A 22245-nucleotide genomic window follows, 5' to 3' on the forward strand; every position below is an offset into this window, starting at 1 on the left:
TTCTCGCTGGGGCCCGCCACGGCCCGGGCACGAATCTCGTGCAGCTCGGCGACCCGTCCGCGCGCGTCCGTCGGCTCACCGGTCGGCTCACCCGTCGTCTCTTCCAAAACGGTCATGTAGCGACCTTACGAAGGACCCGAAGGAATGCGAGCCGTCGACTCTGTACAGTCTCCGGCCCGTTTTCCTGGTACCAGTGAACAGAACCATCCCCGCATGCAGCCGTTCCGACTGCTCAGACGGCCGGGTCGTTGTAGGTGTGCCACAAAGAGGTCACCTGAGAGCCACCTCACATTCGTGTGTGGCGCATGCCATCCCCGGAGTGACACGGACCCTCAAACGGCGGTCGGCCGACAGGACCTCGATGCTGTCGTCGACCCGGCGGACCGCGCGCACCGGCCGGTTCCAGACCAGTTCCAGCGGGGCTCCGGTGCGGGGCGGCTCGCTCACGCAGAGGGTGACCGTACGGCCCCGGCGGACGAGGAGCACGCTCGCGGCGGCGGACACGGTGAGGTCCCCCACCGTACCGGCCCGCCAGAAGGTGGCTCCGACGAGGCCGAGGCGGGGTACGGCGACTGCCTGGCGGGCGGTGTCGTCGGCGAGGACGGACAGCCAGTCCCGGTCGGCGGCCCGGGCGGCGGTCTCGGCGCGGGTGGCGCCGGGCAGCAGGACGTAGACGTAGCGGGCGGCCACCGGGTCGGTGCCGTGGTCGAGCCAGAGGGTCCTCCAGCGCCGGGTGCGCCGCTCGGTGGTGCCGCCGGTGTTGATGTCGGCCCAGGCGCCGGTGCGGTCCTCGCACAGGGTGTGCAGCTCGCCGCCGCACGGCAGCACCCAGCCGCCGTGCTCCGCCAGGTGCGCCCAGTTACCGCCGCGCACGAAGGTCTGGGTGCCGTTCTCGCCCAGGTTGCGGTTGTCCACGATCGTCTCGACCGGGACGCCGTCGGCGCAGCTGATCCCGGCGCCGAGGCAGACGATCGCGTCGGCGAGGAAGAACCAGGACTTGCGGGCCTCCAGCGTGGAACCGAGCCCCCTGAGGTGCTGGCCGACGGCCGCGTAGGTGCCGTCGCTGGTGCCGCCGACCCAGCGGACGTCCGGCTTGGGGGCGCCCCACTCGCCGCCGGCCCGGTCGGCGAGCCGCCGGGTCGAGACGGTGGTGCCGGGCAGCCGGTACCAGTCGACGGTGGGCCAGTACCAGTCCGTGTACTGGTCGCCGCGGCCTTTCGGCCACCAGGAGAGCATGCCGGAGCCGGTGTGCCAGCCGCGCGGGTTCTCGCCGTTGCCGCATTCGTAGTGGGCGATGCGGTCGCCGGCCATGGCGAGGGCGGCGGTGAAGCGGGGGGTGCGGTGGACGGCGCGGTCCATGGCAGGGAAGAGACGGTGACCGAGGGGTTCCGGGGTCGCGGCCCCGGGTGAGGCGGCGATGGCGTGCAGCCGCGCGAGGTCGGCCACCCCGAACTGCCGCGACGTCAACACCGGTACGGTCGTGTCCCGTTCGATCCACCCCTTGATGCGGCCGTGCCAGCGGTCTCGCTCCGGCTCGCTCGCGCCGGCCGCGAGGAGGGCGATGGCCGCGATGAGGGCGTGCCCGTGGTAGTGGTCGCTGCGCACGATCCGCAGGTCGTCCGCCCACAGGAGTCCCCGGCTGATGGCACGGCCGTTGACGCAGTCCATCACCAGTCCGTCGTGGATCAGGGGCGCGTAGGCGTGCTCGACGCCGTCCAGGACGTTCTGCCGGGCCGGGTCCTCCACCTCCCACGCGGAACCGGCGAGCAGCGCGAACAGCCGCCCGAGACCGTCGAGCAGGACCTGGCCGTAGGTGCCGGAGTAGGCGACCCAGAGGTGCTGGACGAAGGAGCCGTCGGCGTAGAGGCCGTCGCCCCGGGTGACGTACGGGAAGACCGGCGAGAGGGCGTCCCGGGCCAGGGAGATCCGGCCGGGGTCGCGCCCCAGGATGCCGCGCAGGGCGACCGAGCGGCACAGGTCGACGCGGTTGGCGCCGGTGGAGGTGCCGGAGTAGTCGGTGAGCAGCGCGTCCGGGATGAAGTGGTCGACGGCCGTGCAGACCGCCGCGACGCGGGCCGCGCCGAGGTGGTCGTACAGGGCGGCCGTGATGTCCGTGAGCAGGCGGGGGCTGCCGATCCGCCATTCCCACCAGTTGCCGTAGGGGACGGTGGCGGGGTGGTAGACGGTGGCGGCGAGGTGGTCGAGGCCGCGGAGGAGGCCGGCGAGGAGTCCGGGGTCACCGGTGGCGCCCGTACCGCTCTGCACGTAGGCCTGGGCCATGGTCCACAGACGGCCGTAGCTGAAGGTGATGCCGGACGGCGGGTCGAAGGGGTGTCCGGGCCAGAGGGAGGTGGGGGCGGGGGCCATGGTGGCCTGGAAGTGACGTGCGTCCGTGCCGAGTTCGGCGAGCCGTGAGGCGTACGGTTCGGCGGCCGGGTCGTACCCGGCACCCAGCGCGATGCCGAGCCAGCGGCGGCGCAGGGCGTCGTACGGGTCGTCGGCCGCCCGTGCTCCGGGCGCCGGGGTCGTGGCGAGGGCGGCGGCCAGCAGCAGCGCGCGCCGGGTCATGCCCATGGGCCGGTCACCGCCCTCCCGCCGGCTCAGCAGCCGCCGCAGTTGTAGTACAGGACGTCCCAGTGGGAGCCCTCGTCGGCGTAGACGTTGCCGGAGCCGGACCGGTACTGCGGGGCTCCGTCGCCGCGCAGGCCGATGTAGGTGAAGTTGTTCTTGACGTACGAGGTGACGCAGGTGTTCTTGCCGTAGTCGAGCTTGTAGCCGTTCCAGTGCGAGTAGGTGCCCGAGGCATGGCCCGTCTCGGTGCCGCCGGTGATGTTCAGGGCGCAGCCGCTGGCTCCCTTGAGGGTCTGGGCGCCCTGGGCCGTGGCGAGGTTGAGCTGCTCGAAGGACGTGCAGGTGGGGTTGTTGCGGTCGGAGCAGTTGCCCGAGGACGACCAGGTGATGCCGACGTTGCGGAACATCTGGGTGGCGGTGGCGTGGCTGATCTTGGAGACGGCGAAGGCGTCGCCCGCGGTGCCGACGACGGCGACGCCGGGCGCGACGACAAGGGCGAGAGCGGTCAGAAGGGTGCGGACCTTCAGGGGCTTCATGGGGACCTTCCTGCGGTGGGCCGGGCTGCTTCGTGGGTCGGCTGTGCAGGTGGTGCAGGCAGATGGTGCCCGAGGCGCCGCCCGGTCCGCCAGAGGGCCGGCCCACTGACCCTGTGTGACGGTGAAGGCACGCACCGGATGATGTTGAAAATTGAACGGAATGGGTCTACCGTCGGAGGTGCTGGTTCGTTAAACGTTCAACTAGGAGCACGTCATGGGCATCTTCAGCCGCAAGGTCACCACCCCCGCCACCGCCACCCCGGCCGCCGCCGGCCCCGACCTGACCGCACTGAGCGGCGACTACACGATCGACCCGTCCCACACCACGATCGGCTTCGTCGCCCGGCACGCCATGGTCACCAACGTGAAGGGCAACTTCCAGGACTTCACCGGGACGCTGCACCTGGACGGCGCCGACGCCGCCAAGTCGACCGCCGAGATCGACGTCCGGATGGCGAGCATCGACACCGGCAACGCCGACCGGGACGGCCACCTGAAGTCGGCCGACTTCTTCAAGATCGACGAGTTCCCGGCGATGACGTTCCGCTCCACCAAGGCCGAGGCCCTGGGCGGCGACGACTACCGCATCACCGGCGACCTCTCCCTGCTCGGCGTCACCCGGCCGCTCACCATCCACCTGGAGTTCAACGGCGCCGCGAAGGACCCGTTCGGCAACGACCGCGTCGGCTTCGAGGGCAAGGCCGAGATCCTGCGTTCCGAGTGGGGCCTGACCTGGAACGCGGCCCTGGAGACGGGCGGCGTGCTGATCTCCGACAAGATCAAGCTGGTCTTCGACATCTCGGCGATCAAGAACGCGTGAGAACTCGCACCGCACGGGCTTGCCCGGGTGCCGCTCCTCCACCCCCCACTCGTCCGCGGGGGCGGCACGGATCAGAAGCCCCCGCCGAAGTCGCCGCCCCCGCCGTCTCCCCCGCCGAAGCCACCGCCGTCGCCGAAGCCTCCGCCGAAGTCGCCGGGGTCGAAGTCGGTGCCGGAGACGTCGCCGCCCTCGTAGCCGCCGGAGCCGTAGTCGCCGAAGTCGCCGTACCCGGTGCCGTAGTCGGCCGCGTAGGACGGGGTGGCCATCATGCCGCCCAGCAGCGTGCCGACGAGGAGGCCGGGCAGCAGGCCGCCGCCGAAGTAGCCGCCGGCCCAGGGGCCGTAGGCGGGACCCGCGTCCCAGTAGGGGCGGCGGCCGTACTCCGTGTCGACCTCGCGGATCACCGGGTCGCGGCCGTCGGCCAGCCGGGTGGCGTCGGCCGCGCAGACCGGGACCTGGCGCGGGGCTCCGCCGGGCGGGGTCCAGGTGGCGTCGGTGACCGAGGGTCCGTGCCGGGGGTCGAAGAAGCAGGGCGGGCGGCGCTCAGGCAGGGGGCGGTGTTCGCGCCGGGCGGCGAGCTGGGCCAGGGAGAAGCGGCCGTCCTCCAGCGCCTCGGTGACCCCTCGGACGTCCTCCGGTCTCGCCGCCGCGGCCATGCGCTGTTTGGCGGAGTCGTAGGCGTCCAGGGCGCGCTCGTAGTCGGCGCGCATGGCGTCGTCGACGCCTGCTTCCGAGGGGTGGAAGTCGAGGCGGTCGAGTTCCTCGCCGAACGCGGTGACGTCCTCGTCCACGACCACCCGCAGCCGGTCCAGCGCGGCCCGCTGCTCCTGCTCACGGCGTCGGCGGCGCCGGCGGACCAGTGCGTATCCGCCGGCGCCGGCGGCCACCAGCACCACGCCCGCCGTGACGAGCGCGGTGGTGGAGGTTCCGCCGCCGTCACCGGCCGGGCCGCCCCAGCTCTTCGGGGCGTGCCCGCCCATGTTGGCCAGGGCACGGTCGGTGAAGTCGGTCAGCTGGGCCTTGGCGTCCTCGCCCTGGACGCTGGTGACCAGGTTCCGCCGGGCCGCGGCCGACATGACGGAGGAGTCGGCGCGGGCGTCGAAGCGGTCGCCCAGGCGGATGCCGTACAGGCCGGTGACACCGGTGGCGGAGCGCAGGTTCGCGAAGAGGTTCGTCGTGGGGTAGCCGGCCGGGAGGACCGTGATGAACAGGGGTTTGCCGGCGTCCTTGATCCGTTCGGCGAGTGTGTCGGCGTCTGCCGCGGACAGCTGGTCGCGGGCCGCCGGGTCGACGTAGACCGGGCCCTTGCGCAGGGCCTCCGCGATCGTGGAGACGCCGGTGTCCGCCCTGGCCCCGGGCGTGAGCGCGAACACGCTCGCCAGCATCAGGGTCAGGAGGGCCAGCAGTGGGGGGAGGCTTCGGGTCCGCGGAACGGCCTTCATACCTCGAAACTACCCGAAGCCACCCCAAACCGGTCAGGAAATCGGCGCTGAAGGTCAGGCCGCCCGGCAGGCCTGTGGGCGCACCATCGCTCCTCGGTACACAAGTACGACGCCGGCCTCGCCGGCGGACAGGCCGGAGACTTCCGCGTGGTGCCCTGCGCGGTTCGCGGCGGCATCCTCGAACCGCACGTTCCGGGCCGCCCGGGCCGGGAAGCCCGTGCTGATCGCCGGCCGGGACCCGCCCCGGGGCGACCGGCACGCCCTGACACGGGTCGCGCTCCCGCCGGGCACGGCTCTCACGCCCGTGGGCGGCCGGCTGGGCATCCCCTTCGACGGCCACACGGCGGGCTCAGCGGAGTGAATTCTGCGGGAGGGGGCCCTGGCTGTCGCGCCCGGTGACCCAACGAGCCGAGGCGGCACCCCCGTTCGCATGACGGGCCGTCACGAGTGAAGGCGACCGGACGATGCGCCGCGTTGCGATGTGCTGGGCGTCGCGGCCGGTCGAGGCCGGTGCATCCCCGGAAAGCGCCGTCCGATCCGGCCCCATGAGGGTGGCTCACCCGCCCGGATGCGCTCGGCGGGCAACTGATCGCGTGGGTGTGCATGGTGAGTCCATGAACACTACACCTCAGCTCAAGAAGGCCGTTGTCCGGATTCCGCGAGCGTTCGCGGTGACCGCCACCGTAGGCATCGTCTGTGCGGCGGGGCTGGCGACTGCCACGTCCGCCGTGGCCGCGGCACCCGCCGCACACGTCGCCACCAAGGCCGCCCCGGCCCTCGCCCACGGCGGCGGGGGCGGAGAGGACTTCCAGTGCGGAAACGGACTCCTGCCCATCCTCAACTTCTGCAACTGACGCACAACCGAGGGCAGTTCCCGCCCGCGAATCACACGACCGCGACCGCACCACTGCACGACCGCGCATGAGAAGCAGACACCCTTCCCAGGGCGGTCAGGAACAGGGACAGGACCCCTCTCCCTGACCGCCCTGTCCATCCGCAACGTCAAACACCAGGCCCCGTCCGGCATTTGCCGGACGGGGCCTCGACTTTGCGCCACGAACCCCGGGTTCGCATCAGGGTGGCAGCAGGGCGGTTCCCGGCATGGACCTTGCTCAACTCTCATGGTTCACTCATGACTTAGATCACAGCGTGAGTTAACTAGGGCGCACAGCCGCCAAGACGTCCCGTCAGCTCTGCCGACCCGAGAGGAAGGGCACGCACCATGAGGAGAACCCCCCGCGCCGTCCGGCTGCTGCTGGCCGGACTGCTCTCCGCCGCCGGCGCCGGCGTGGCCGCACCCCCCGCGCAGGCGGCCGGTGAGCAGGTCACCGCCTATCTCACCACCACCGACGACTCCGCAGGACGGCACGTCGTACGCGGCCTCCAGGCGCAGACGCCGTTCTCCTTCCAGTCCGGGACGGGGGGTGCCGGCGAGAACATCACCGTGGACGAGAACACCCGGTACCAGACCTTCACCGGCGGCGGCGCCTCCTTCACGGACACCGCGGCCTGGCTGATGAACAGCAGCGGCGCGCTGTCTCAGGCGACCCGGGACGCGACCATGCGCAAGCTGTTCTCGCCGACGGACGGCATCGGCCTGTCGTTCCTGCGCAACCCGATGGGCGCCTCCGACCTCGCGCGCTACGGCTACACGTACGACGACGTGCCGGCCGGCCAGAGCGACCCGTCCCTGGCCGGGTTCTCCATCGCGCACGACCTGGCGGACGTCGTCCCGCTGACCAGGCAGGCGCTGCGGCTGAACCCGTCCCTGACCGTCATGGCCTCGCCGTGGACGGCACCGGCCTGGATGAAGGACAGCGGCTCGCTCAACGGCGGCTGGCTGAAGGCCGAGGACTACGGGGCGTACGCCGCGTACTTCGTGAAGTACCTCCAGGCGTACAAGGACCAGGGCGTCGACGTCTCGTACGTCACCGCGCAGAACGAGCCGACGTGCTGTTCCGGCTACCCGTCGATGAGCTGGAACGCGAGTGGCCTCGCCTACTTCACCAGGAACGAACTGCTGCCCAGGCTCCAGTCGGCGGGCCTCACCACCAAAGTGCTGGCGCACGACTGGAACTGGGACGTCTACGACTCCTACGCCGCGCAGACGGTGGACGACGCGGCCGTCCGCAACCACCCCAACTTCGGCGGGATCGCCTGGCACGGCTACGGCGGTGACATCGCCAGGCAGACCGCCGTGCACAACCGGTACCCGGCGCTGGACGCCTTCGGCACCGAGCACTCCGGCGGCACCTGGATCGCCGACCAGCAGCGCGAGGACATGTCCAACATCATCGACTACACCCGCAACTGGGCGAAGTCGGTCACCAAGTGGTCGCTGGCCGTGGACCAGAACAAGGGCCCGCACAACGGCGGCTGCGGCACCTGCACCGGCCTGATCACCGTGCACGACGGGGACGGCGCGAGCGGGACCGTCGACTACACCGTCGAGTACTACACGATGGGTCACCTCACCAAGTTCGTCCGCCCGGGCGCCCAGCGGATCGCCTCGACGGAGTCCGCCGCAGTACCGAACGTGGCCTGGCGCAACCCGGACGGCAGCAAGGCCCTGATCGCCTACAACGGCTCCTCCGCGGCGAAGACGCTGACCGTCGACTGGGGTGGGCAGCACGCCACCTACTCGCTGCCCGGCAGGACGTCGGCCACCTTCACCTGGTCCGGCACGCAGTCCGGCGGTGGCGGCAGCACCGGTGCCTTCGTGGGACTGGCCGGCAAGTGCCTGGACGTCGCGGGCGGTTCGAGCGTGAACGGTACGGCGGTGCAGCTCTACGACTGCAACGGCTCCACGGCCCAGCAGTGGACCGTCCAGGCCGACGGCTCGGTCCGGGCGCTCGGCAAGTGCCTGGACGTGACGTCCGGTTCCACGGCGGACGGGGCCAAGGTCCAGCTGTACGACTGCAACGGAACCGGTGCCCAACGGTGGTCGTACAACGCGGCCACGGGCGACGTGGTGAACACGGCGGCGGACAAGTGCCTGGACGTCACGGCCAATTCGCCGGCGAACGGGGCCCGGGCCCAGATCTGGTCGTGCACGGGGGCCGCCAACCAGAAGTGGACCCTGCGGTAGGGCGCGGCGCCGGAGCGCGCGACGCACAGGGGCCGGGTGGCGGGGTCCGTCGGCGGGATGCCGCCGCCCAGCGGCTGGGGGACGATGAGGAGGAACGGCCGTTCCCGGCCCCGGCGACCCTGGAGTCCTCATGACGACACCGCAGGACCTGTTCCTCGTCAGCCTGGACATCCCCCGCCAGCAGCCCGTCGAGCAGGGGGACCTGTCGCTGGCGCTGGCCGGGGCCGAGCTGATCGATCTCCTCGGCGCCCGGGCACTCACCGTGGAGGACGGGCGGATCGTGCCGGGGCCGGTCCTGACCACGGGTGACCGGCTGCTGGACGAGGCGGACGCGGCGCTGGTCCGCACGGAGCCCTACGAGACGGTCGAGGACTGGCTGTGGCGGCGCGGGCAGGGGCTGGCCACGGCCTACCGGGACGTCCTGGAGTCCGACGGGCAGCTCACCGGGCAGCGCCGGCGCTGGTTCGCGCTGCGCGACCGGGACGACCCGGCCGCCGACACCCCGGCCCGCCGGCACGCGGCCGACCGCTGGTGGTCCCACGAGTCCGTCCTGGCGGGCCTCGCCTCCACCCTGGGCATCCCGGACGACCGCCCGGCCGCGCCCGAGCCCGACGACGAGCAGGTCGTCACCGTGCTGGTGGCGGTCGGCGACGCGGTGACCGAGCTGGAGGCGGTCCGCGAGCGGCGCCGGATCGAGAACGTCGCCTTCGACAACATCTGGCGGGCGCCCTGAACCGGGACCGGCGGGCGCCTCGAGCCGCGGAGGACCGGGCGAGCCGCACGGCACGGGCTGAGCCCCGCCGAGAGCGGCCGGGGGGGACCGGGCGGGCCGCGTGTCACAGGATCAGCTGGCCGATGCCCAGCAGGTTCCCCTCGCTGTCCCGGAACCACGCGCCCCACTCCCCGCGCGCACCCTTGCTCGGGTAGTTGCCCTCGATCTCGGCGATGCCGTCCCGGGTGCGGAAGCCGGGCACGGCGACCTCCTCGAAGACGACGCCCCGGCGGCGCAGCTCCGTCACGGCCGCCTGGATGTCGTCCACCTCGAAGGCCATCTGGGTGAAGGTGCCGGGCGAGGCCCCCGTCGAGCGGAACACGACGAAGTCGACGCCCGCGCACCGGTACAGCAGCCCGCCGGGCCGCTCGTCCGCCGGGTACAGGCCGAGCTTCTCGGCGTAGAAGCGCCGGGCCCGGTCCAGGTCCCGCGCGGGCAGCCGGGTCGCCACGCGGGCCCCGGCCAGCACATCACTCGCGTGTGAGGTCATGCCTCCACTGTGACTACCGGGCCGGCTCCACGCCCGCGCGGAGGAGGCCGTACGTGTACGCGTCCTCCAGGGCCTGCCAGGAGGCGGCGATGACGTTCTCGGCCACGCCGACCGTGGACCACTCGCCCTTGCCGTCGGAGGTGGAGATGAGCACCCGGGTGGTGGACTGGGTGCCGTGCTTGCCCTCTAGGATGCGGACCTTGTAGTCGACGAGGTCCAGCTGGGCGAGCTGCGGGTAGATCTTCTCCAGTGCCACGCGCAGCGCGCGGTCCAGGGCGTTGACCGGGCCGTTGCCCTCCGCGGTGGCGACGATCCGCTCGCTCTTGGCCCACAGCTTGACCGTGGCCTCGTTGGCGTGGGTGCCGTCGGGCCGGTCCTCGACGATGGCCCGCCAGGACTCGACCTCGAAGTACTTCAGCGGCCCGCCCTCGACCTCGGCGCGCAGCAGCAGCTCGAAGGAGGCGTCGGCGGCCTCGTACGTGTAGCCCTGCAGCTCCCGCTCCTTGACCCGCTCGACCACCCGGCCGACCACCTCGCGGTCGCCGCCCAGGTCGATGCCGAGTTCCTTGCCCTTCAGCTCGACCGAGGCGCGGCCCGCCATGTCGGAGACCAGCATGCGCATGGTGTTGCCGACCAGCTCGGGGGCGATGTGCTGGTACAGGTCCGGGTCGACCTTGATCGCGGAGGCGTGCAGGCCGGCCTTGTGCGCGAAGGCGGACACGCCCACGTACGGCTGGTGCGTGGAGGGGGTGAGGTTGACGACCTCGGCGATGGCGTGCGAGATCCGGGTCATCTCGCGCAGCTTGCCGTCGGGCAGGACCTTCTTGCCGTACTTCAGCTCCAGGGCCGCGACGACCGGGAACAGGTTGGCGTTGCCGACGCGCTCGCCGTAGCCGTTGGCCGTGCACTGCACGTGGGTCGCGCCGGCGTCGACGGCGGCCAGCGTGTTGGCGACCGCGCAGCCGGTGTCGTCCTGGGCGTGGATGCCGAGCCGGGCGCCGGTGTCGGCGAGGACGGTGGAGACGACCGCGTGGACCTGGGCGGGCAGCATGCCGCCGTTGGTGTCGCAGAGGATGACGACGTCGGCGCCGGCCTCCGCCGCCGTACGGACGACGGCCTTGGCGTACTCCGGATCGGCGCGGTAGCCGTCGAAGAAGTGCTCGCAGTCCACGAAGACCCGGCGGCCCTGTTCCTTCAGGTACGACACGGTGTCGCGGACCATCTCCAGGTTCTCGTCCAGGGTGGTGCGCAGCGCCAGCTCCACGTGCCGGTCGTGTGACTTGGCGACCAGGGTGATCACCGGGGCGCCGGACTCCACCAGGGCCCTGACCTGCGGATCCTCGGCGGCTTTCGCATGGGCGCGGCGAGTGGCGCCGAAGGCGACCAGCTGGGCGTGCTTGAACTCGATCTCGGCCTGCGCGCGGGCGAAGAACTCGGTGTCCCGGGGGTTCGCGCCGGGCCAGCCGCCCTCGATGAAGCCCACGCCGAAGTCGTCCAGGTGCCGTGCGATGGCGAGCTTGTCCGCGACGGTGAGGTTGATGCCCTCGCGCTGCGCGCCGTCCCGCAGCGTCGTGTCGAAGACGTGGAACGAGTCGTCGAGCTCGCTGGTTGCCGTCTCGGTCATGGTCTCAAGGCTCCTGTTGTGGATCTTCGGTCTTTACCGGATTGACCGGCTCCACCGTTCCTCCATGGTCCCTCGCGCTCCGCTGCCGGCTGCGGGTGGGCCGGAAAACGAAAAAACCCCTCGCGGGTGCGAGAGGTCTGCGCGCGGGTCGAGGACGACGGTGGCCACCCGCACCTGGTCGTACGAGGTGGTCACTGCGGACCGGCGCGCCTGCTGCCAATAATCATGGCGAACGAGAGCACGGGGGAAGTGTGGCACAACCCGGCCCCCGGCTCCTCGTCCGTCTCAGGATGCGGGCGTCAGGCTGGACTCCTCCGATCCCCCTCCGGTTCCCCGGCCGGCCCGTACCCGGCCCAGGTCCAGGTCCTTGGTCTCGCGCATGCCGGCGTACACCACCAGGGACACGGCGGCACACCCCGCCACGTACCAGTAGAAGCCCGACTCGATGCCGGCGTCCTTGAACCACAGGGCGACGTACTCGGCGGTGCCGCCGAAGAGGGCGTTGGCGAGGGCGTAGGGCAGGGCCACGCCGAGTGCGCGCACCCCGGTCGGGAACAGCTCGGCCTTCACGCAGGCGTTGATGGAGGTGTAGCCGGTGACCACGACTAGGGCGAGCAGGGCGAGACCGAGGGCGGGCCAGTAGCCGTCCACGTGGCCCAGCAGGGTCATGACCGGCACGGTGAGGAGGGTGGAGCCGACCGCGAAGGTGATGAGCAGCGGGCGGCGGCCGATGCGGTCGGACAGGCGGCCGGCGAGCGGCTGGAGACAGGCGAAGACGATCAGCGCGGTGAAGGAGACCAGGGTCGCCGTCTCCTTGGACAGCCCGGCCGAGTTGGAGAGGTACTTCGTCAGGTACGTCGTGTACGTGTAGTAGGCCACCGTGCCGCCCATGGTGAGGGCGACGACCAGGAACGCCTCCCGGCGGTGCCGCCACAGGGCGCGCAGGGTGCCGCGCTCCGCGGAGTGTGAGGTGTCCTCCTCGTACACCTCGGTCTCCAGCATGTTCCGGCGCAGGTAGAAGATGACGGCGGCCCCGAGCGCGCCGACGACGAACGGGATGCGCCACCCGTAGCTGCGCAGGGCGTCGTCGGACATGGTGCGCTGCAGGACGATCAGCAGGCCGAGGCCGACGATCTGGCCGGCGGTCATGGACACGTACTGGAAGCTGGAGGCGAAGCCGCGTCTGCGCGGGTCCGAGGCCTCGGTCAGATAGGTGGCGCTGGCCGCGTACTCGCCGCCCACCGACAGGCCCTGGAGCAGGCGGGCGACCAGCAGGACGAACGCGCCGCCGTAGCCGGCGACCGCGTACGTGGGCGCCGCGGCGATGAGGACCGCCGACGCCGACATGAGCGTCACGGTCAGGGTGAGCGCCGCCTTGCGGCCCTTGCGGTCCCCGACCCGGCCCAGCAGCCAGCCGCCCACGGGGCGCATGAAGAAGCCGACGGCGAAGATGCCGGCGGTGTTCATCAGCTGGGCGGTGGGGTTGCCCTTCGGGAAGAACGCGCCGGCGAAGTAGGTGGCGAAGCTCGCGTACACGAACCAGTCGAACCACTCGACCATGTTGCCCGCCGAGCCGACCCAGATCTTCTTCCAGTGTTGTCGTCCCATGGGCCGTTCCTGCCCATGACGGAGGGAACGACTCCTCATCCGTGGTTCCCGTGCGGCCCAAGCTCCGCACGGGGTGGCGGACTTGAACCTGACACCGGTGTCAACTCCTAGCGTGGCGGCGGACGAGAACCGAACCGTTTGCGAGGGAACCGACGATGGGTGAACTGACCGGCAAGGTGGCACTGGTGACCGGCGGCAGCCGTGGGATCGGCGCGGCGATCGCGACGCGGCTGGCCGGCGAGGGGGCGGCGGTCGCGCTGACCTACGTCCGGGCCGAGGGCCGGGCGCGCGAGGTCGCCGAGCGGATCGAGGCGGACGGCGGCCGGGCCGTGGCCGTCCGGGCCGACCTGACCCGGCCGGACGACGCGGCCGGGGCCGTGGAGCGGACGGTGCGGGAGCTGGGCGGCATCGACGTCCTGGTGAACAACGCGGGCTTCCTCGCGTACGGGCCGCTGGACGAGGTGTCCGCCGAGGATCTGGACCGGGCGCTCGCCGTGGACGTGCGGTCGGTGTTCCTGGCCGCCCGGGCCGCGGCCCGGCACATGGGCGACGGCGGGCGGATCATCAGCATCGGGTCGTGCTTCAACGGGCGCGTGCCCGCAGGCGGCTTCGTCCTCCAGGCGATGGCCAAGTCCGCACTCGTCGGACTGACCAAGGGGCTCGCCCGCGAGCTGGGCCCGCGCGGCATCACGGCGACCGTCGTGGACCCGGGCCCGATCGACACGGACATGAACCCGGCCGACGGCGAGACCGCCGCCTTCCAGCGCTCCCTCACGGCCCTGGGCCGCTACGGCGAGGCCGAGGACGTCGCCGCCGCGGTGGCCTACCTGGCGGGCCCGGGCGGCCGTTACGTCACCGGCACGGCCCTGGCCGTGGACGGCGGCTACACCACCTGACACCGGGCGGCACTGACGAACCGGCCCGGGGACGGGCGCCCCCGGAGGGGCGCGGGGAGCTGCGCGGCAGGCCACGACGGACCAGCACGCCACACGCAGCGGGCAGCCCCCGAAGGGGCGCACGCACCGCGTGGCCGGCGGCGTTCAGCCGCCTCCGCCGAGCAATGCGTCCGCGATGAACTCCCGCACGTGCGCGAGCACTTGCTCCCGGTCCGTGCCGCGCAGTCCGATGGCGACGTGGATGGAGAAACCGTCGAGCAGCGCCCGTAGCCTCGCCGCGAAGCGGTCCGCGTCGACCCGCCGGAACTCGCCGCGCGAGACGCCCTCGGCGATCAGCGCGACAAGGTCCCGGTGCCAGGCGTTCTCGATGGCGGCCTGGCGGACCCGGGCCTCCTCGTCGGCGTTCTGCGACCGGTTCCAGACCTCCAGCCACAGTGTCCAGTGCGGATCGCGGTGGCCGTCGGGAACGTACAGGTCGACGTAGGCCGCCAGCCGGTCCCGGGCCGGTTCCGGCCGGTTGAGCAGCCGGGCGCGCTCCGCGCCCAGCCGGCCCTCGCTCCACTCCAGGGTCTGCAGCAGCAGTTCGTCCTTGGAGTGGAAGTAGTACAGCAGATGGCCGCTGCTCATCCCGACCTCACGGCCGAGCCCCGCCATGGTGAGCTTCTCCAGACCGCGCTCGGCGATCATGTCCATGGCGGTGGCGAGCACCTCCTCGCGCGGCGGCGCGTTCTTCCGCGCCCGTGCCGCACCGCCCATCACTGACTCCTACATGTTCATGCCTTCGGCTGCTGCTGGGTGATGCAGTGGATGCCGCCCCCACCCGCAAAGATCGTACGTGCATCCACCAGGGTCACCGTCCGCTCGGGGAACAGGCGGCGGAAGATGCCCGCGGCGATCTCGTCGCGCGGGTCGTCGAAGCCGCACAGCACGACTCCGCCGTTGCAGAGGTAGTGGTTGATGTAGGAGTAGTCGGCCCAGTGGCCGTCGGCCTCCAGCACGGTCGGGGCGGGTACCTCGACGACCTCCAGCTTGCGGCCCCGGGCGTCGGTCGCCGACTTCAGCAGGCCGATGACCTCCTTGGTGACCTCGTGGTCGGGGTGCGCCGGGTCCGGCTGGTGGTGGGCGACCACGACACCCGGGCGGGCGAAGGCGGCCACGATGTCGACGTGGCCGAGGGTGCCGAAGCCGTAGGGCGGGTAGTCGCCGGTCAGGCCGCGCGGCAGCCAGATCGCCTTCTCCGTGCCGAGGTGCGCGTGGATCTCCGCCTCGACCTCCGCCTTCGACCAGTGCGGGTTGCGCTCGGGGCCGAGCTGCACGGTCTCGGTGAGCAGCACGGTGCCCTCGCCGTCGACGTGGATCGCGCCGCCCTCGTTGACGAGTGCGCTGCTGTAGCTCTGCGCGCCCGCGAGGTCGGAGACGTACGCGGCGATCTTGGAGTCGTGCTCCCAGCGGGCCCAGTCCTGGGCGCCCCAGCCGTTGAAGGTCCAGTCGACGGCGGCCAGTCCGCCCTTGCCGTCGGTCAGGAAGGTGGGCCCGATGTCCCGCATCCAGGCGTCGTCCAGCTCGCGCTCGACGGTCTCGACACCCGGGCCGAGCAGGGTCCGGGCCTCCGCGGACTGGCCGGGGCCGCACACGACCGTCACCGGCTCGAAGCGCAGGACGGCGCGGGCCACCGACGCCCAGGCCGTGCGGGAGCGGCGGAGGTCGTCCGGGTCGTCGAAGGTGGGGTTGGGGCTGGGCCACGCCATCCAGGTCCGCTCGTGCGGGGTCCACTCGGCGGGCATCCGGAAGCCGTCGGCGACGGGGGTGGTCATGTCGCGGGTCCTTAGAGGAAGTAGAGGCGGTTGAGGGAGACGGAGTCGGCGGGCTCGGAGCGCAGCGGTTCGCCGTCGAGGGTGACCAGGCCGGTGCGCTGGTCGACGTCGACCGCTCCGACGCGGGCGTTCAGCCGCAGGTCGGCCGGGCCGATGCCGCGGGTGCCGCGCACGGCGACCCGGCGGCGGCGCGTCGGCATGGTGTCGTTGCCCTGGTCGACGGCGGCCCGGGCGACGAAGGCGACCGAGATGTCCGCGGCGGTGGCCCCGTACGAGCCGAACTGCGGGCCGAGTACGAGGGGTTCGCAGGTGTCGGTGGCCGCGTTGGGGTCGCCGACCACGCCGTACGCCGGGAAGCCGGACTTGAGGACCAGCTGCGGCTTGGCCCCGAAGTACTCCGGGCGCCACAGCACGATGTCGGCGAGCTTGCCGACCTCGATCGAGCCGACCTCGTGGGCGAGGCCGTGCGCGAGGGCGGGGTTGATGGTCAGCTTGGCCATGTACCGCAGGACACGGGCGTTGTCGTCGCCCTCGCCGTCGCCGTCCATCGGGCCCAGCTCGGCCTTCATCTTGCCCGCCATGGCGAAGGTGCGGCGGACCGTCTCACCGGCCCGGCCCATGCCCTGGGCGTCGGAGGAGGTGATGCCGATCGCACCCAGGTCGTGCAGCACGTCCTCGGCGCCCATCGTGCCGGCCCGGATCCGGTCGCGGGCCATGGCCGCGTCGCCGGGCAGGTCGGTCTTCAGGTCGTGGACGGAGACGATCATGCCGTAGTGCTCGGCGACCGCGTCCCGGCCGAAGGGCAGGGTGGGGTTGGTGGAGGAGCCGATGACGTTCGGGACCCCGGCCATCTTCAGCACGTTGGGCACGTGTCCGCCGCCGCAGCCCTCGATGTGGAAGGCGTGGATGGTGCGGCCCTCCAGCACCTTCAGGGTGTCCTCGACCGACAGGCACTCGTTCAGGCCGTCGCTGTGCAGGGCGACCTGGACGTCGTGCTCCTCGGCGACCCGCAGGGCGGTGTCCAGCGCGCGGGTGTGGGCGCCCATGTCCTCGTGCACCTTGAAGCCGGAGGCACCGCCCTCGGCGAGGGCCTCGATCAGCGGCGCGCTGTGCGAGGACGAACCCCGGCCCAGGAAGCCGATGTTGACCGGCCAGGCGTCGAAGGCGTTGAAGGCGTGCTTCAGGGCCCACGGCGAGTTGACGCCGACGCCCCAGACCGGGCCGAACTCCTGCCCGATGATCGTGGTCACGCCGGAGGCGAGGGAGGCCTCCATGATGCGCGGCGACAGCAGGTGGACGTGGGTGTCGACGGCCCCGGCGGTGGCGATGAGGCCCTCGCCGGACACGATCGACGTGCCGGTGCCGACGACGACGTCCACGCCGTCGAGGGTGTCCGGGTTGCCGGCCCGGCCGATCGCGCAGATGCGGCCCTCGCGGATGCCGACGGAGACCTTGCGGATGCCCTGCGCCGCGTCGATCACGACGACGTTGCTGATGACGACGTCGCAGGTGTCGCGTACGGCGGCGGCCTTCAGGTGCAGTCCGTCGCGTGCGGTCTTGCCGAAGCCGGCGAGGAACTCGTCGCCGTACCTCTGGGAGTCGGACTCCACGCGGACGGTCAGCCCGGAGTCGCCGAGGCGGATGCGGTCGCCGGCGCGGGGGCCGTGGGTGGCTGCGTAGGCGTGCGGGTCCACATGGATCGACCGGCTCACCTCTCGTCCCTTCGAGCGGCTCATCGCTTCTCGCCTCCTTCCGGCGTCACTCCGAGGTATCCGCAGGCGGCGGCCCTGCGCAGGGCCTCCTGCCTGGCTCCGGGCGCGTCCAGCGGCCCGTCGACGAGACCGGCGAAGCCGATCGCGACGCGCTCGCCGCCGATCGGCACGAGCCCGATCTCCTCGCTCTCCCCCGGCCCGAAGCGGACCGAGGAGCCCGCGGGCACGGCGAGCCGCATGCCGTAGGCCTGCGCCCGGTCGAAGTCGAGGCGCGGGTTGGCCTCGAAGAAGTGGAAGTGGGAGGTGACGGAGACCGGCACGGTCGCGGTGTTGGTGACGCGGAGCCGGACGTCCGGCTCCGGGTCGGCGTGCTCGGGGCCGGGCAGCAGCGCGCCCGGGGCCTGTTCGCCGAGGCCGCCGCCGATGGGGTCGGAGACGACCGCGAGCCGGGAGCCGTCGTCGAAGACGGCCTCGACCATCACCTCGGTGACGACGTCGGCGACGCCCGGCAGCACGTCCTGCGGGCCGAGCACCGAGCGGGCCGCCTCGATGGCCTCCGCGAGCCGCCGGCCGTCCCGGGCGGCCTCGCAGACGGTGTCCGCGATCAGCGCGGTGGCCTCCGGCACGTTCAGCCTGAGGCCGCGCGCCCGGCGGGCCCGGGCCAGCTCCGCGGCTCCGAAGAGCAGCAGCCGGTCACGTTCCGTGGGGGTCAGTCTCACGACGCGGCACCTCCTTGCCTTCCACACATTAGAGCATCACTCTAAACACAGAATTCATGAAACAGAAGCATTGACCCGGCGCCGCAGTTCACGTCACATTGAACGTCGCTCAAACCAGAAGAGGCGGCCGTCGAAGGAGACCAGCCATGCCGATAGAACAGCGCGGAGTCGACACCATCCCGGACGAGGAGCGGACCAGCGGTCCGCGTGACCTCGTCTCGATCCTGGTCGGCTCCAACCTCTGCCTCGGGGTGATCATCTTCGGCTGGCTGCCGCCGTCCTTCGGGCTCGGCTGGTGGGCGTCGGTGAGCGCGATCGTGGCGGGCACGGTCGTCGGCACCCTGTTCACGGCACCGCTCGCGCTGGTCTCCCTGCGCACCGCGACCAACCTCTCCACCTCCTCCGGCGCCCAGTTCGGCGTGCGGGGCCGGCTGGTCGGCTCGGTGGTCGGACTGCTGCTGGCCCTCGGCTACACCGCGCTGACGGTGTGGATCGGCGGGGACGTGATGCTGGACGTCCTCGGCCGGCTCCTCGGAGTGCCGGCGAACGGGGTGTCGTACGCCCTCGTCTACGCGGTGCTCGCCGCGGCTACCGTCGCGGGCGCGGTCTACGGCTACCGCGTGCTGCTCGCCATGTCCCGCGTCCTCGCGATCGGCATGACGGCCCTGCTCCTCCTCGGCGTCCTCGCCTACGCGCCGCACTTCACCACCGCCGCGCTGCCCGGGGCCGGCGGCTATCTGCTGGGCTCCTTCTGGCCCACCTGGTTCCTGGCCGCCGTGGCGGCGGGCCTGTCCGGCCCCATCGCCTTCATCACGCTCCTGGGCGACTACACCCGCTACGTCTCGCCCGCCCGCCACACCGGCAGGCGCGTCCTGCACGCCACCTGGCTCGGCCTGGTCCTGGGACTGCTGGTGCCGCAGCTGTTCGGCACCTTCACGGCGTACGCGGCCCGCGCGGCCACCGACTACGCCGGACCGCTGGTCGCCGCCTCCCCCACCTGGTACCTGGTGCCGCTGCTGCTCGCCGCGACGGCCGGCTCGGTCGGCAACGCCGGCCTGATGCTGTACTCCATGGGCCTGGACCTGGACGCGATCCTCCCCCGGGCCTCCCGTGCCCGCGCCACCTACACCGTGGCCGTCGTCGCCACGGGCTGCGTCTTCGCCGGCCACTACGCCTGGAACGCCCAGTCGGCGATGACGTCCTTCGTCCTGCTGCTCACCGCCATCGGCACGCCCTGGGCGGTCATCACCCTCATCGGTTTCGTCCGCTGCCGCGGTGTGTACGACGCCGACGCCCTCCAGGTCTTCAACCGCCGCTCGCGGGGCGGGATCTACTGGTACCGGGCCGGCTGGAACGTCCAGGCCGCGGCCGCCTGGGCGACCGGCGCCCTGGTCGGCCTGCTGGCGGTGTCCCTGCCGTCGTACGAGGGCCCGCTGCTGGGCCTGACCGGCGGGGTGGACTGCAGCTTCCTGCTGTCGGGCCTGGCCGGCGGGGTCACCTACCTCCTGCTGACCGCCCGCGGCGCCGGCGCGCCCGCTGCCCCGCAGGAGCCGGCCGAGCCGGGTGAGCGGGGTGAGTCGGCCGCCGCGGTGGCCGCCGGGGGCTGACCCGGGCCCCACATGGACGGCCCGGGCCGGCCGAGGACGGACGGCCGGCCCGGGCTTCTTCTCCGCGCGATGCCTGGCGGTGGCTAGCCGACGCGGTGCATCCAGCCGTGCTTGTCCTCGGTCATGCCGCGCTGGATGCCCAGCAGGGCCTCGCGCAGCCGCCGGGTGACCGGACCCGGCGTGCCGTCCCCGTGCGTCCACTGGTCCGTCTTGGTCTTGGCGTGACCGATCGGCGTGACCACGGCCGCCGTACCGCAGGCGAAGACCTCGGTCAGCGCGCCGGACGCGGCGTCCGCGCGCCACTGCTCGAGGGTGATCGTGCCCTCCTCGGCGGTGTAGCCGAGGTCCCGGGCGACCTGGAGCAGGGAGTCGCGGGTGATGCCCTCCAGGATGGACCCGGTGAGCGACGGGGTGACGATCCGGTCGCCGTAGACGAAGGCGACGTTCATGCTGCCGCTCTCCTCGACCTTGGTGCGGGTCACCGCGTCCAGGTAGACGACCTGGTCGCAGCCGTGCGCGGCGGCCTCGGCCTGCGGCAGCAGGGAGGCGGCGTAGTTGCCGCCGGTCTTGGCGTCGCCGGTGCCGCCCGGGACGGCGCGGACGTGGTCCTCGGCGATCCAGATGGTGACCGGCTTCACGCCGCCGGCGAAGTACGCGCCGGACGGGGAGGCGATCAGCATGAACAGGTACTCGTTCGCCGGGTGCACGCCGAGCGCGGCCTCGGTGGCGAACATGAACGGCCGCAGGTACAGGGACGCCTCGCCACCGTGCTCCGGCACCCAGTCGGCGTCCTGGGTGAGCAGCGCGTCCAGCGCCGCGATGAACAGGTCCTCGGGCAGCTCGGCCATGGCCATGCGGCGGGCGGAGTTGCGGAAGCGGCGGGCGTTGGCCTCCGGGCGGAACAGCGCGATCGAGCCGTCCGGATGACGGTATGCCTTCAGGCCCTCGAAGATCTCCTGGCCGTAGTGCAGGACATGAGTGGAGGGGTCCAGGGAGATCGGGCCGTACGGGACGAGCTGGGCGTCGTGCCAGCCGCGGCCCTCGGTCCACTTGATCGTCACCATGTGGTCGGTGAAGTGGCGGCCGAAGCCGGGGTTGGCCAGGATCGCCTCGCGCTCGGCAGCGGCGAGCGGGCTGGCGGACGGCTTGAGCTCGATCGTGGGCGTCGTCATCAGTGCTTGTCCTTCACCGGTTGTAGTGACGGGCCGCGCTCACGCCTGTCCTGCCGGCCGTCGGTGCTAGGACGTCCGAGCATTCCCTCATGACGCGACCCCGCGTTCGATTATCGCGCGGGGGTGTCAGCGGACGGAACCGGGGTGAAGCGGTCCAGGGGTTGATGGTGGCACCCGGCGAGGCACAGGAAAAGCCGCCGGGTGCGGTTGCGACCCGGCGGCTTGCTGTGTAGCGCGGCGGGTCAGCCTGCTACGCGTACGGCGAGCGCGTCGCCGATCTCGGAGGTGGAGCGGGCGGGCTTGCCCGCGCGCTCGGTGAGGTCGGCGGCGACGGCCGCGTCGATGCGGTCGGCCTCGGCGTCGTGGCCGAGGTGGCGCAGCAGCAGGGCGACGGACAGGACCGTGGCGGTCGGGTCGGCCTTGCCCTGGCCGGCGATGTCCGGGGCCGAGCCGTGGACCGGCTCGAACATCGACGGGAACTCGCGGCTGGGGTTGATGTTGCCGGAGGCGGCCACGCCGATGCCGCCGGAGACGGCCGCGGCGAGGTCGGTGATGATGTCGCCGAAGAGGTTGTCGGTGACGATGACGTCGAAGCGGCCCGGGTCGGTGACGAGGTAGATCGTCGCCGCGTCGACGTGGATGTAGTCCGTGGTGACCTCGGGGAACTCCCGGGCCACCTTGTTGAAGACGTTCGTCCACAGGTGCCCGGCGAAGGCCAGCACGTTGTTCTTGTGGACCAGCGTGAGCTTCTTGCGCGGGCGGGCCTGGGCACGGGCGAAGGCGTCGCGGACCACGCGCTCGACACCGTAGGCGGTGTTGACGGACACCTCGGTGGCGACCTCGTGCTCGGTGCCCTTGCGGATGGTGCCGCCGTTGCCGGTGTACGGGCCCTCGGTGCCCTCGCGGACGACGACGAAGTCGATCTCCGGCTGACCCGCGAGCGGGGTGGCGACACCCGGGAGCAGCTTCGAGGGGCGGAGGTTGACGTGGTGGTCGAAGGCGAAGCGGAGCTTGAGCAGGAAGCCGCGCTCCAGGACGCCGGACGGCACCGACGGGTCGCCGATCGCGCCGAGCAGGATGGCGTCGTGCTGCTTGAGCTGCTCCAGGTCCGCGTCGGTGAGGGTCTCACCGGTGGCGTGGTAGCGCCGGGCGCCGAAGTCGTAGTCCTTGGTCTCCAGCTTCACATCCTGCGGAAGGACGGCGGAGAGGACCTTCAGACCCTCGGCCACGACCTCCTGGCCGATGCCGTCACCGGGGATTACTGCGAGATTGATGCTGCGAGACATGTCCGCACCCTACTCCTCGTCCCATGTGATGACACACCCTGTCCGCCATACGGACACCCGGAAGAGTTGCGGGCGTCCTCCCGTCGGC

At 72.0% G+C, this 22245-nt stretch carries 18 protein-coding genes and 1 pseudogene; 7 read left to right on the forward strand and 12 right to left on the reverse strand.

Annotation, left to right across the window (positions count from 1 at the left end; all coding sequences use genetic code 11):
• Positions 1–270 precede the first annotated feature (270 nt).
• Both JK359_RS32380 and JK359_RS32385 read right to left on the reverse strand, forming a co-directional pair.
• A complete protein-coding gene (locus JK359_RS32380; RefSeq protein ID WP_201843163.1) occupies positions 271–2574 on the reverse strand; it encodes a polysaccharide lyase 8 family protein in 2304 nt (767 codons plus the stop codon).
• Positions 2575–2600: 26 nt separating this feature from the next.
• Positions 2601–3107, reverse strand: a complete 507-nt coding sequence (locus JK359_RS32385; protein ID WP_201843164.1) for a hypothetical protein — start codon at positions 3105–3107, stop codon at positions 2601–2603.
• 214 nt (positions 3108–3321) lie between these two features.
• Here JK359_RS32385 and JK359_RS32390 point away from each other — a divergent pair, with 214 nt between their 5' ends.
• The gene (locus tag JK359_RS32390) at positions 3322–3927 is read left to right on the forward strand and encodes a YceI family protein (RefSeq protein WP_201843165.1); all 606 of its coding nucleotides are present in this window, start codon (positions 3322–3324) and stop codon (positions 3925–3927) included.
• 71 nt (positions 3928–3998) lie between these two features.
• On the opposite strand, the gene JK359_RS32395 is transcribed toward JK359_RS32390, so the two are convergent.
• Positions 3999–5369, reverse strand: coding sequence for a hypothetical protein (locus JK359_RS32395; protein WP_201843166.1), 1371 nt, complete (start codon positions 5367–5369; stop codon positions 3999–4001).
• A 108-nt stretch (positions 5370–5477) separates the two neighbouring features.
• Here JK359_RS32395 and JK359_RS39475 point away from each other — a divergent pair.
• The 4 genes and pseudogenes from JK359_RS39475 to JK359_RS32410 all read left to right on the forward strand — a co-directional run.
• Positions 5478–5730, forward strand: a pseudogene (locus JK359_RS39475) (NAD-dependent protein deacetylase 1); the annotation flags it as partial.
• Between the two features lie 253 nt (positions 5731–5983).
• Entirely contained in the window at positions 5984–6223 is a 240-nt protein-coding gene (locus JK359_RS32400) for a hypothetical protein (RefSeq protein WP_201843167.1), read from the forward strand.
• Positions 6224–6591: 368 nt separating this feature from the next.
• The gene (locus JK359_RS32405) at positions 6592–8457 is read left to right on the forward strand and encodes a ricin-type beta-trefoil lectin domain protein (protein ID WP_201843168.1); all 1866 of its coding nucleotides are present in this window, start codon (positions 6592–6594) and stop codon (positions 8455–8457) included.
• Between the two features lie 130 nt (positions 8458–8587).
• Entirely contained in the window at positions 8588–9190 is a 603-nt protein-coding gene (locus JK359_RS32410) for a GOLPH3/VPS74 family protein (RefSeq protein WP_201843169.1), read from the forward strand.
• 103 nt (positions 9191–9293) lie between these two features.
• Here the strand turns inward: JK359_RS32410 and JK359_RS32415 are convergent, their stop codons facing one another.
• The 3 genes from JK359_RS32415 to JK359_RS32425 all read right to left on the reverse strand — a co-directional run bounded on the left by JK359_RS32415 (position 9294) and on the right by JK359_RS32425 (position 12951).
• Complete coding sequence (locus tag JK359_RS32415) at positions 9294–9719, reverse strand: VOC family protein (RefSeq protein ID WP_201843170.1); 426 nt, start codon at positions 9717–9719, stop codon at positions 9294–9296.
• A gap of 13 nt (positions 9720–9732) precedes the next feature.
• Positions 9733–11343 (reverse strand): citramalate synthase, encoded by a 1611-nt coding sequence (cimA, locus tag JK359_RS32420; RefSeq protein ID WP_201843171.1) that lies wholly within the window; start codon positions 11341–11343, stop codon positions 9733–9735.
• A 285-nt stretch (positions 11344–11628) separates the two neighbouring features.
• Positions 11629–12951 carry an MFS transporter gene (locus tag JK359_RS32425; protein WP_201843172.1) on the reverse strand — a complete coding sequence of 441 codons (1323 nt, stop codon included), beginning with the start codon at positions 12949–12951 and terminating at the stop codon, positions 11629–11631.
• Between the two features lie 155 nt (positions 12952–13106).
• Here JK359_RS32425 and JK359_RS32430 point away from each other — a divergent pair, with 155 nt between their 5' ends.
• Positions 13107–13847: an SDR family NAD(P)-dependent oxidoreductase gene (locus tag JK359_RS32430; RefSeq protein ID WP_201843173.1), complete on the forward strand. Its 741-nt coding sequence runs from the start codon at positions 13107–13109 to the stop codon at positions 13845–13847.
• Between the two features lie 144 nt (positions 13848–13991).
• On the opposite strand, the gene JK359_RS32435 is transcribed toward JK359_RS32430, so the two are convergent.
• From JK359_RS32435 to ureA, 4 genes are read right to left on the reverse strand one after another with little or no spacing between them, the layout of a single operon-like run.
• Entirely contained in the window at positions 13992–14603 is a 612-nt protein-coding gene (locus tag JK359_RS32435) for a TetR/AcrR family transcriptional regulator (protein ID WP_201843174.1), read from the reverse strand.
• Positions 14604–14620: 17 nt separating this feature from the next.
• The gene (locus tag JK359_RS32440) at positions 14621–15661 is read right to left on the reverse strand and encodes an agmatine deiminase family protein (protein WP_201843175.1); all 1041 of its coding nucleotides are present in this window, start codon (positions 15659–15661) and stop codon (positions 14621–14623) included.
• A gap of 11 nt (positions 15662–15672) precedes the next feature.
• The gene (locus tag JK359_RS32445) at positions 15673–17397 is read right to left on the reverse strand and encodes an urease subunit alpha (RefSeq protein ID WP_201843176.1); all 1725 of its coding nucleotides are present in this window, start codon (positions 17395–17397) and stop codon (positions 15673–15675) included.
• Entirely contained in the window at positions 17394–18092 is a 699-nt protein-coding gene (gene ureA / locus JK359_RS32450; RefSeq protein WP_201843177.1) for an urease subunit gamma, read from the reverse strand. Before ureA ends, JK359_RS32445 begins: the two co-directional genes overlap by 4 nt.
• Before the next feature lie 146 nt (positions 18093–18238).
• On the opposite strand from ureA, the gene JK359_RS32455 reads away from it, so the two are divergent.
• Positions 18239–19699, forward strand: coding sequence for a cytosine permease (locus JK359_RS32455; RefSeq protein WP_201843178.1), 1461 nt, complete (start codon positions 18239–18241; stop codon positions 19697–19699).
• A gap of 83 nt (positions 19700–19782) precedes the next feature.
• Here the strand turns inward: JK359_RS32455 and JK359_RS32460 are convergent, their stop codons facing one another.
• Together JK359_RS32460 and JK359_RS32465 are read right to left on the reverse strand one after the other, a co-directional pair.
• Complete coding sequence (locus JK359_RS32460) at positions 19783–20871, reverse strand: branched-chain amino acid aminotransferase (protein ID WP_201843179.1); 1089 nt, start codon at positions 20869–20871, stop codon at positions 19783–19785.
• A gap of 242 nt (positions 20872–21113) precedes the next feature.
• Positions 21114–22157: a 3-isopropylmalate dehydrogenase gene (locus JK359_RS32465; RefSeq protein WP_201843180.1), complete on the reverse strand. Its 1044-nt coding sequence runs from the start codon at positions 22155–22157 to the stop codon at positions 21114–21116.
• Positions 22158–22245: the final 88 nt, after the last annotated feature.

The organism is Streptomyces actinomycinicus (assembly GCF_016741775.1).
GTDB classification, from domain to species: Bacteria; Actinomycetota; Actinomycetes; order Streptomycetales; family Streptomycetaceae; genus Streptomyces; species Streptomyces actinomycinicus.

Excerpts from the sequence above, each read along its gene's own strand:
- JK359_RS32455 (WP_201843178.1), top strand. The coding sequence starts at position 18,239 with ATGCCGATAGAACAGCGCGGAGTCGACACCATCCCGGACGAGGAGCGG.
- JK359_RS32385 (WP_201843164.1), bottom strand. The coding sequence starts at position 3,107 with ATGAAGCCCCTGAAGGTCCGCACCCTTCTGACCGCTCTCGCCCTTGTC.
- JK359_RS32400 (WP_201843167.1), top strand. The coding sequence starts at position 5,984 with ATGAACACTACACCTCAGCTCAAGAAGGCCGTTGTCCGGATTCCGCGA.
- JK359_RS32440 (WP_201843175.1), bottom strand. The coding sequence starts at position 15,661 with ATGACCACCCCCGTCGCCGACGGCTTCCGGATGCCCGCCGAGTGGACC.
- JK359_RS32435 (WP_201843174.1), bottom strand. The coding sequence starts at position 14,603 with ATGGGCGGTGCGGCACGGGCGCGGAAGAACGCGCCGCCGCGCGAGGAG.
- JK359_RS32430 (WP_201843173.1), top strand. The coding sequence starts at position 13,107 with ATGGGTGAACTGACCGGCAAGGTGGCACTGGTGACCGGCGGCAGCCGT.
- JK359_RS32445 (WP_201843176.1), bottom strand. The coding sequence starts at position 17,397 with ATGAGCCGCTCGAAGGGACGAGAGGTGAGCCGGTCGATCCATGTGGAC.
- JK359_RS32425 (WP_201843172.1), bottom strand. The coding sequence starts at position 12,951 with ATGGGACGACAACACTGGAAGAAGATCTGGGTCGGCTCGGCGGGCAAC.
- JK359_RS32405 (WP_201843168.1), top strand. The coding sequence starts at position 6,592 with ATGAGGAGAACCCCCCGCGCCGTCCGGCTGCTGCTGGCCGGACTGCTC.
- JK359_RS32465 (WP_201843180.1), bottom strand. The coding sequence starts at position 22,157 with ATGTCTCGCAGCATCAATCTCGCAGTAATCCCCGGTGACGGCATCGGC.
- JK359_RS32415 (WP_201843170.1), bottom strand. The coding sequence starts at position 9,719 with ATGACCTCACACGCGAGTGATGTGCTGGCCGGGGCCCGCGTGGCGACC.
- JK359_RS32460 (WP_201843179.1), bottom strand. The coding sequence starts at position 20,871 with ATGACGACGCCCACGATCGAGCTCAAGCCGTCCGCCAGCCCGCTCGCC.
- JK359_RS32390 (WP_201843165.1), top strand. The coding sequence starts at position 3,322 with ATGGGCATCTTCAGCCGCAAGGTCACCACCCCCGCCACCGCCACCCCG.
- JK359_RS32395 (WP_201843166.1), bottom strand. The coding sequence starts at position 5,369 with ATGAAGGCCGTTCCGCGGACCCGAAGCCTCCCCCCACTGCTGGCCCTC.
- JK359_RS32380 (WP_201843163.1), bottom strand. The coding sequence starts at position 2,574 with ATGGGCATGACCCGGCGCGCGCTGCTGCTGGCCGCCGCCCTCGCCACG.
- JK359_RS32410 (WP_201843169.1), top strand. The coding sequence starts at position 8,588 with ATGACGACACCGCAGGACCTGTTCCTCGTCAGCCTGGACATCCCCCGC.
- cimA (WP_201843171.1), bottom strand. The coding sequence starts at position 11,343 with ATGACCGAGACGGCAACCAGCGAGCTCGACGACTCGTTCCACGTCTTC.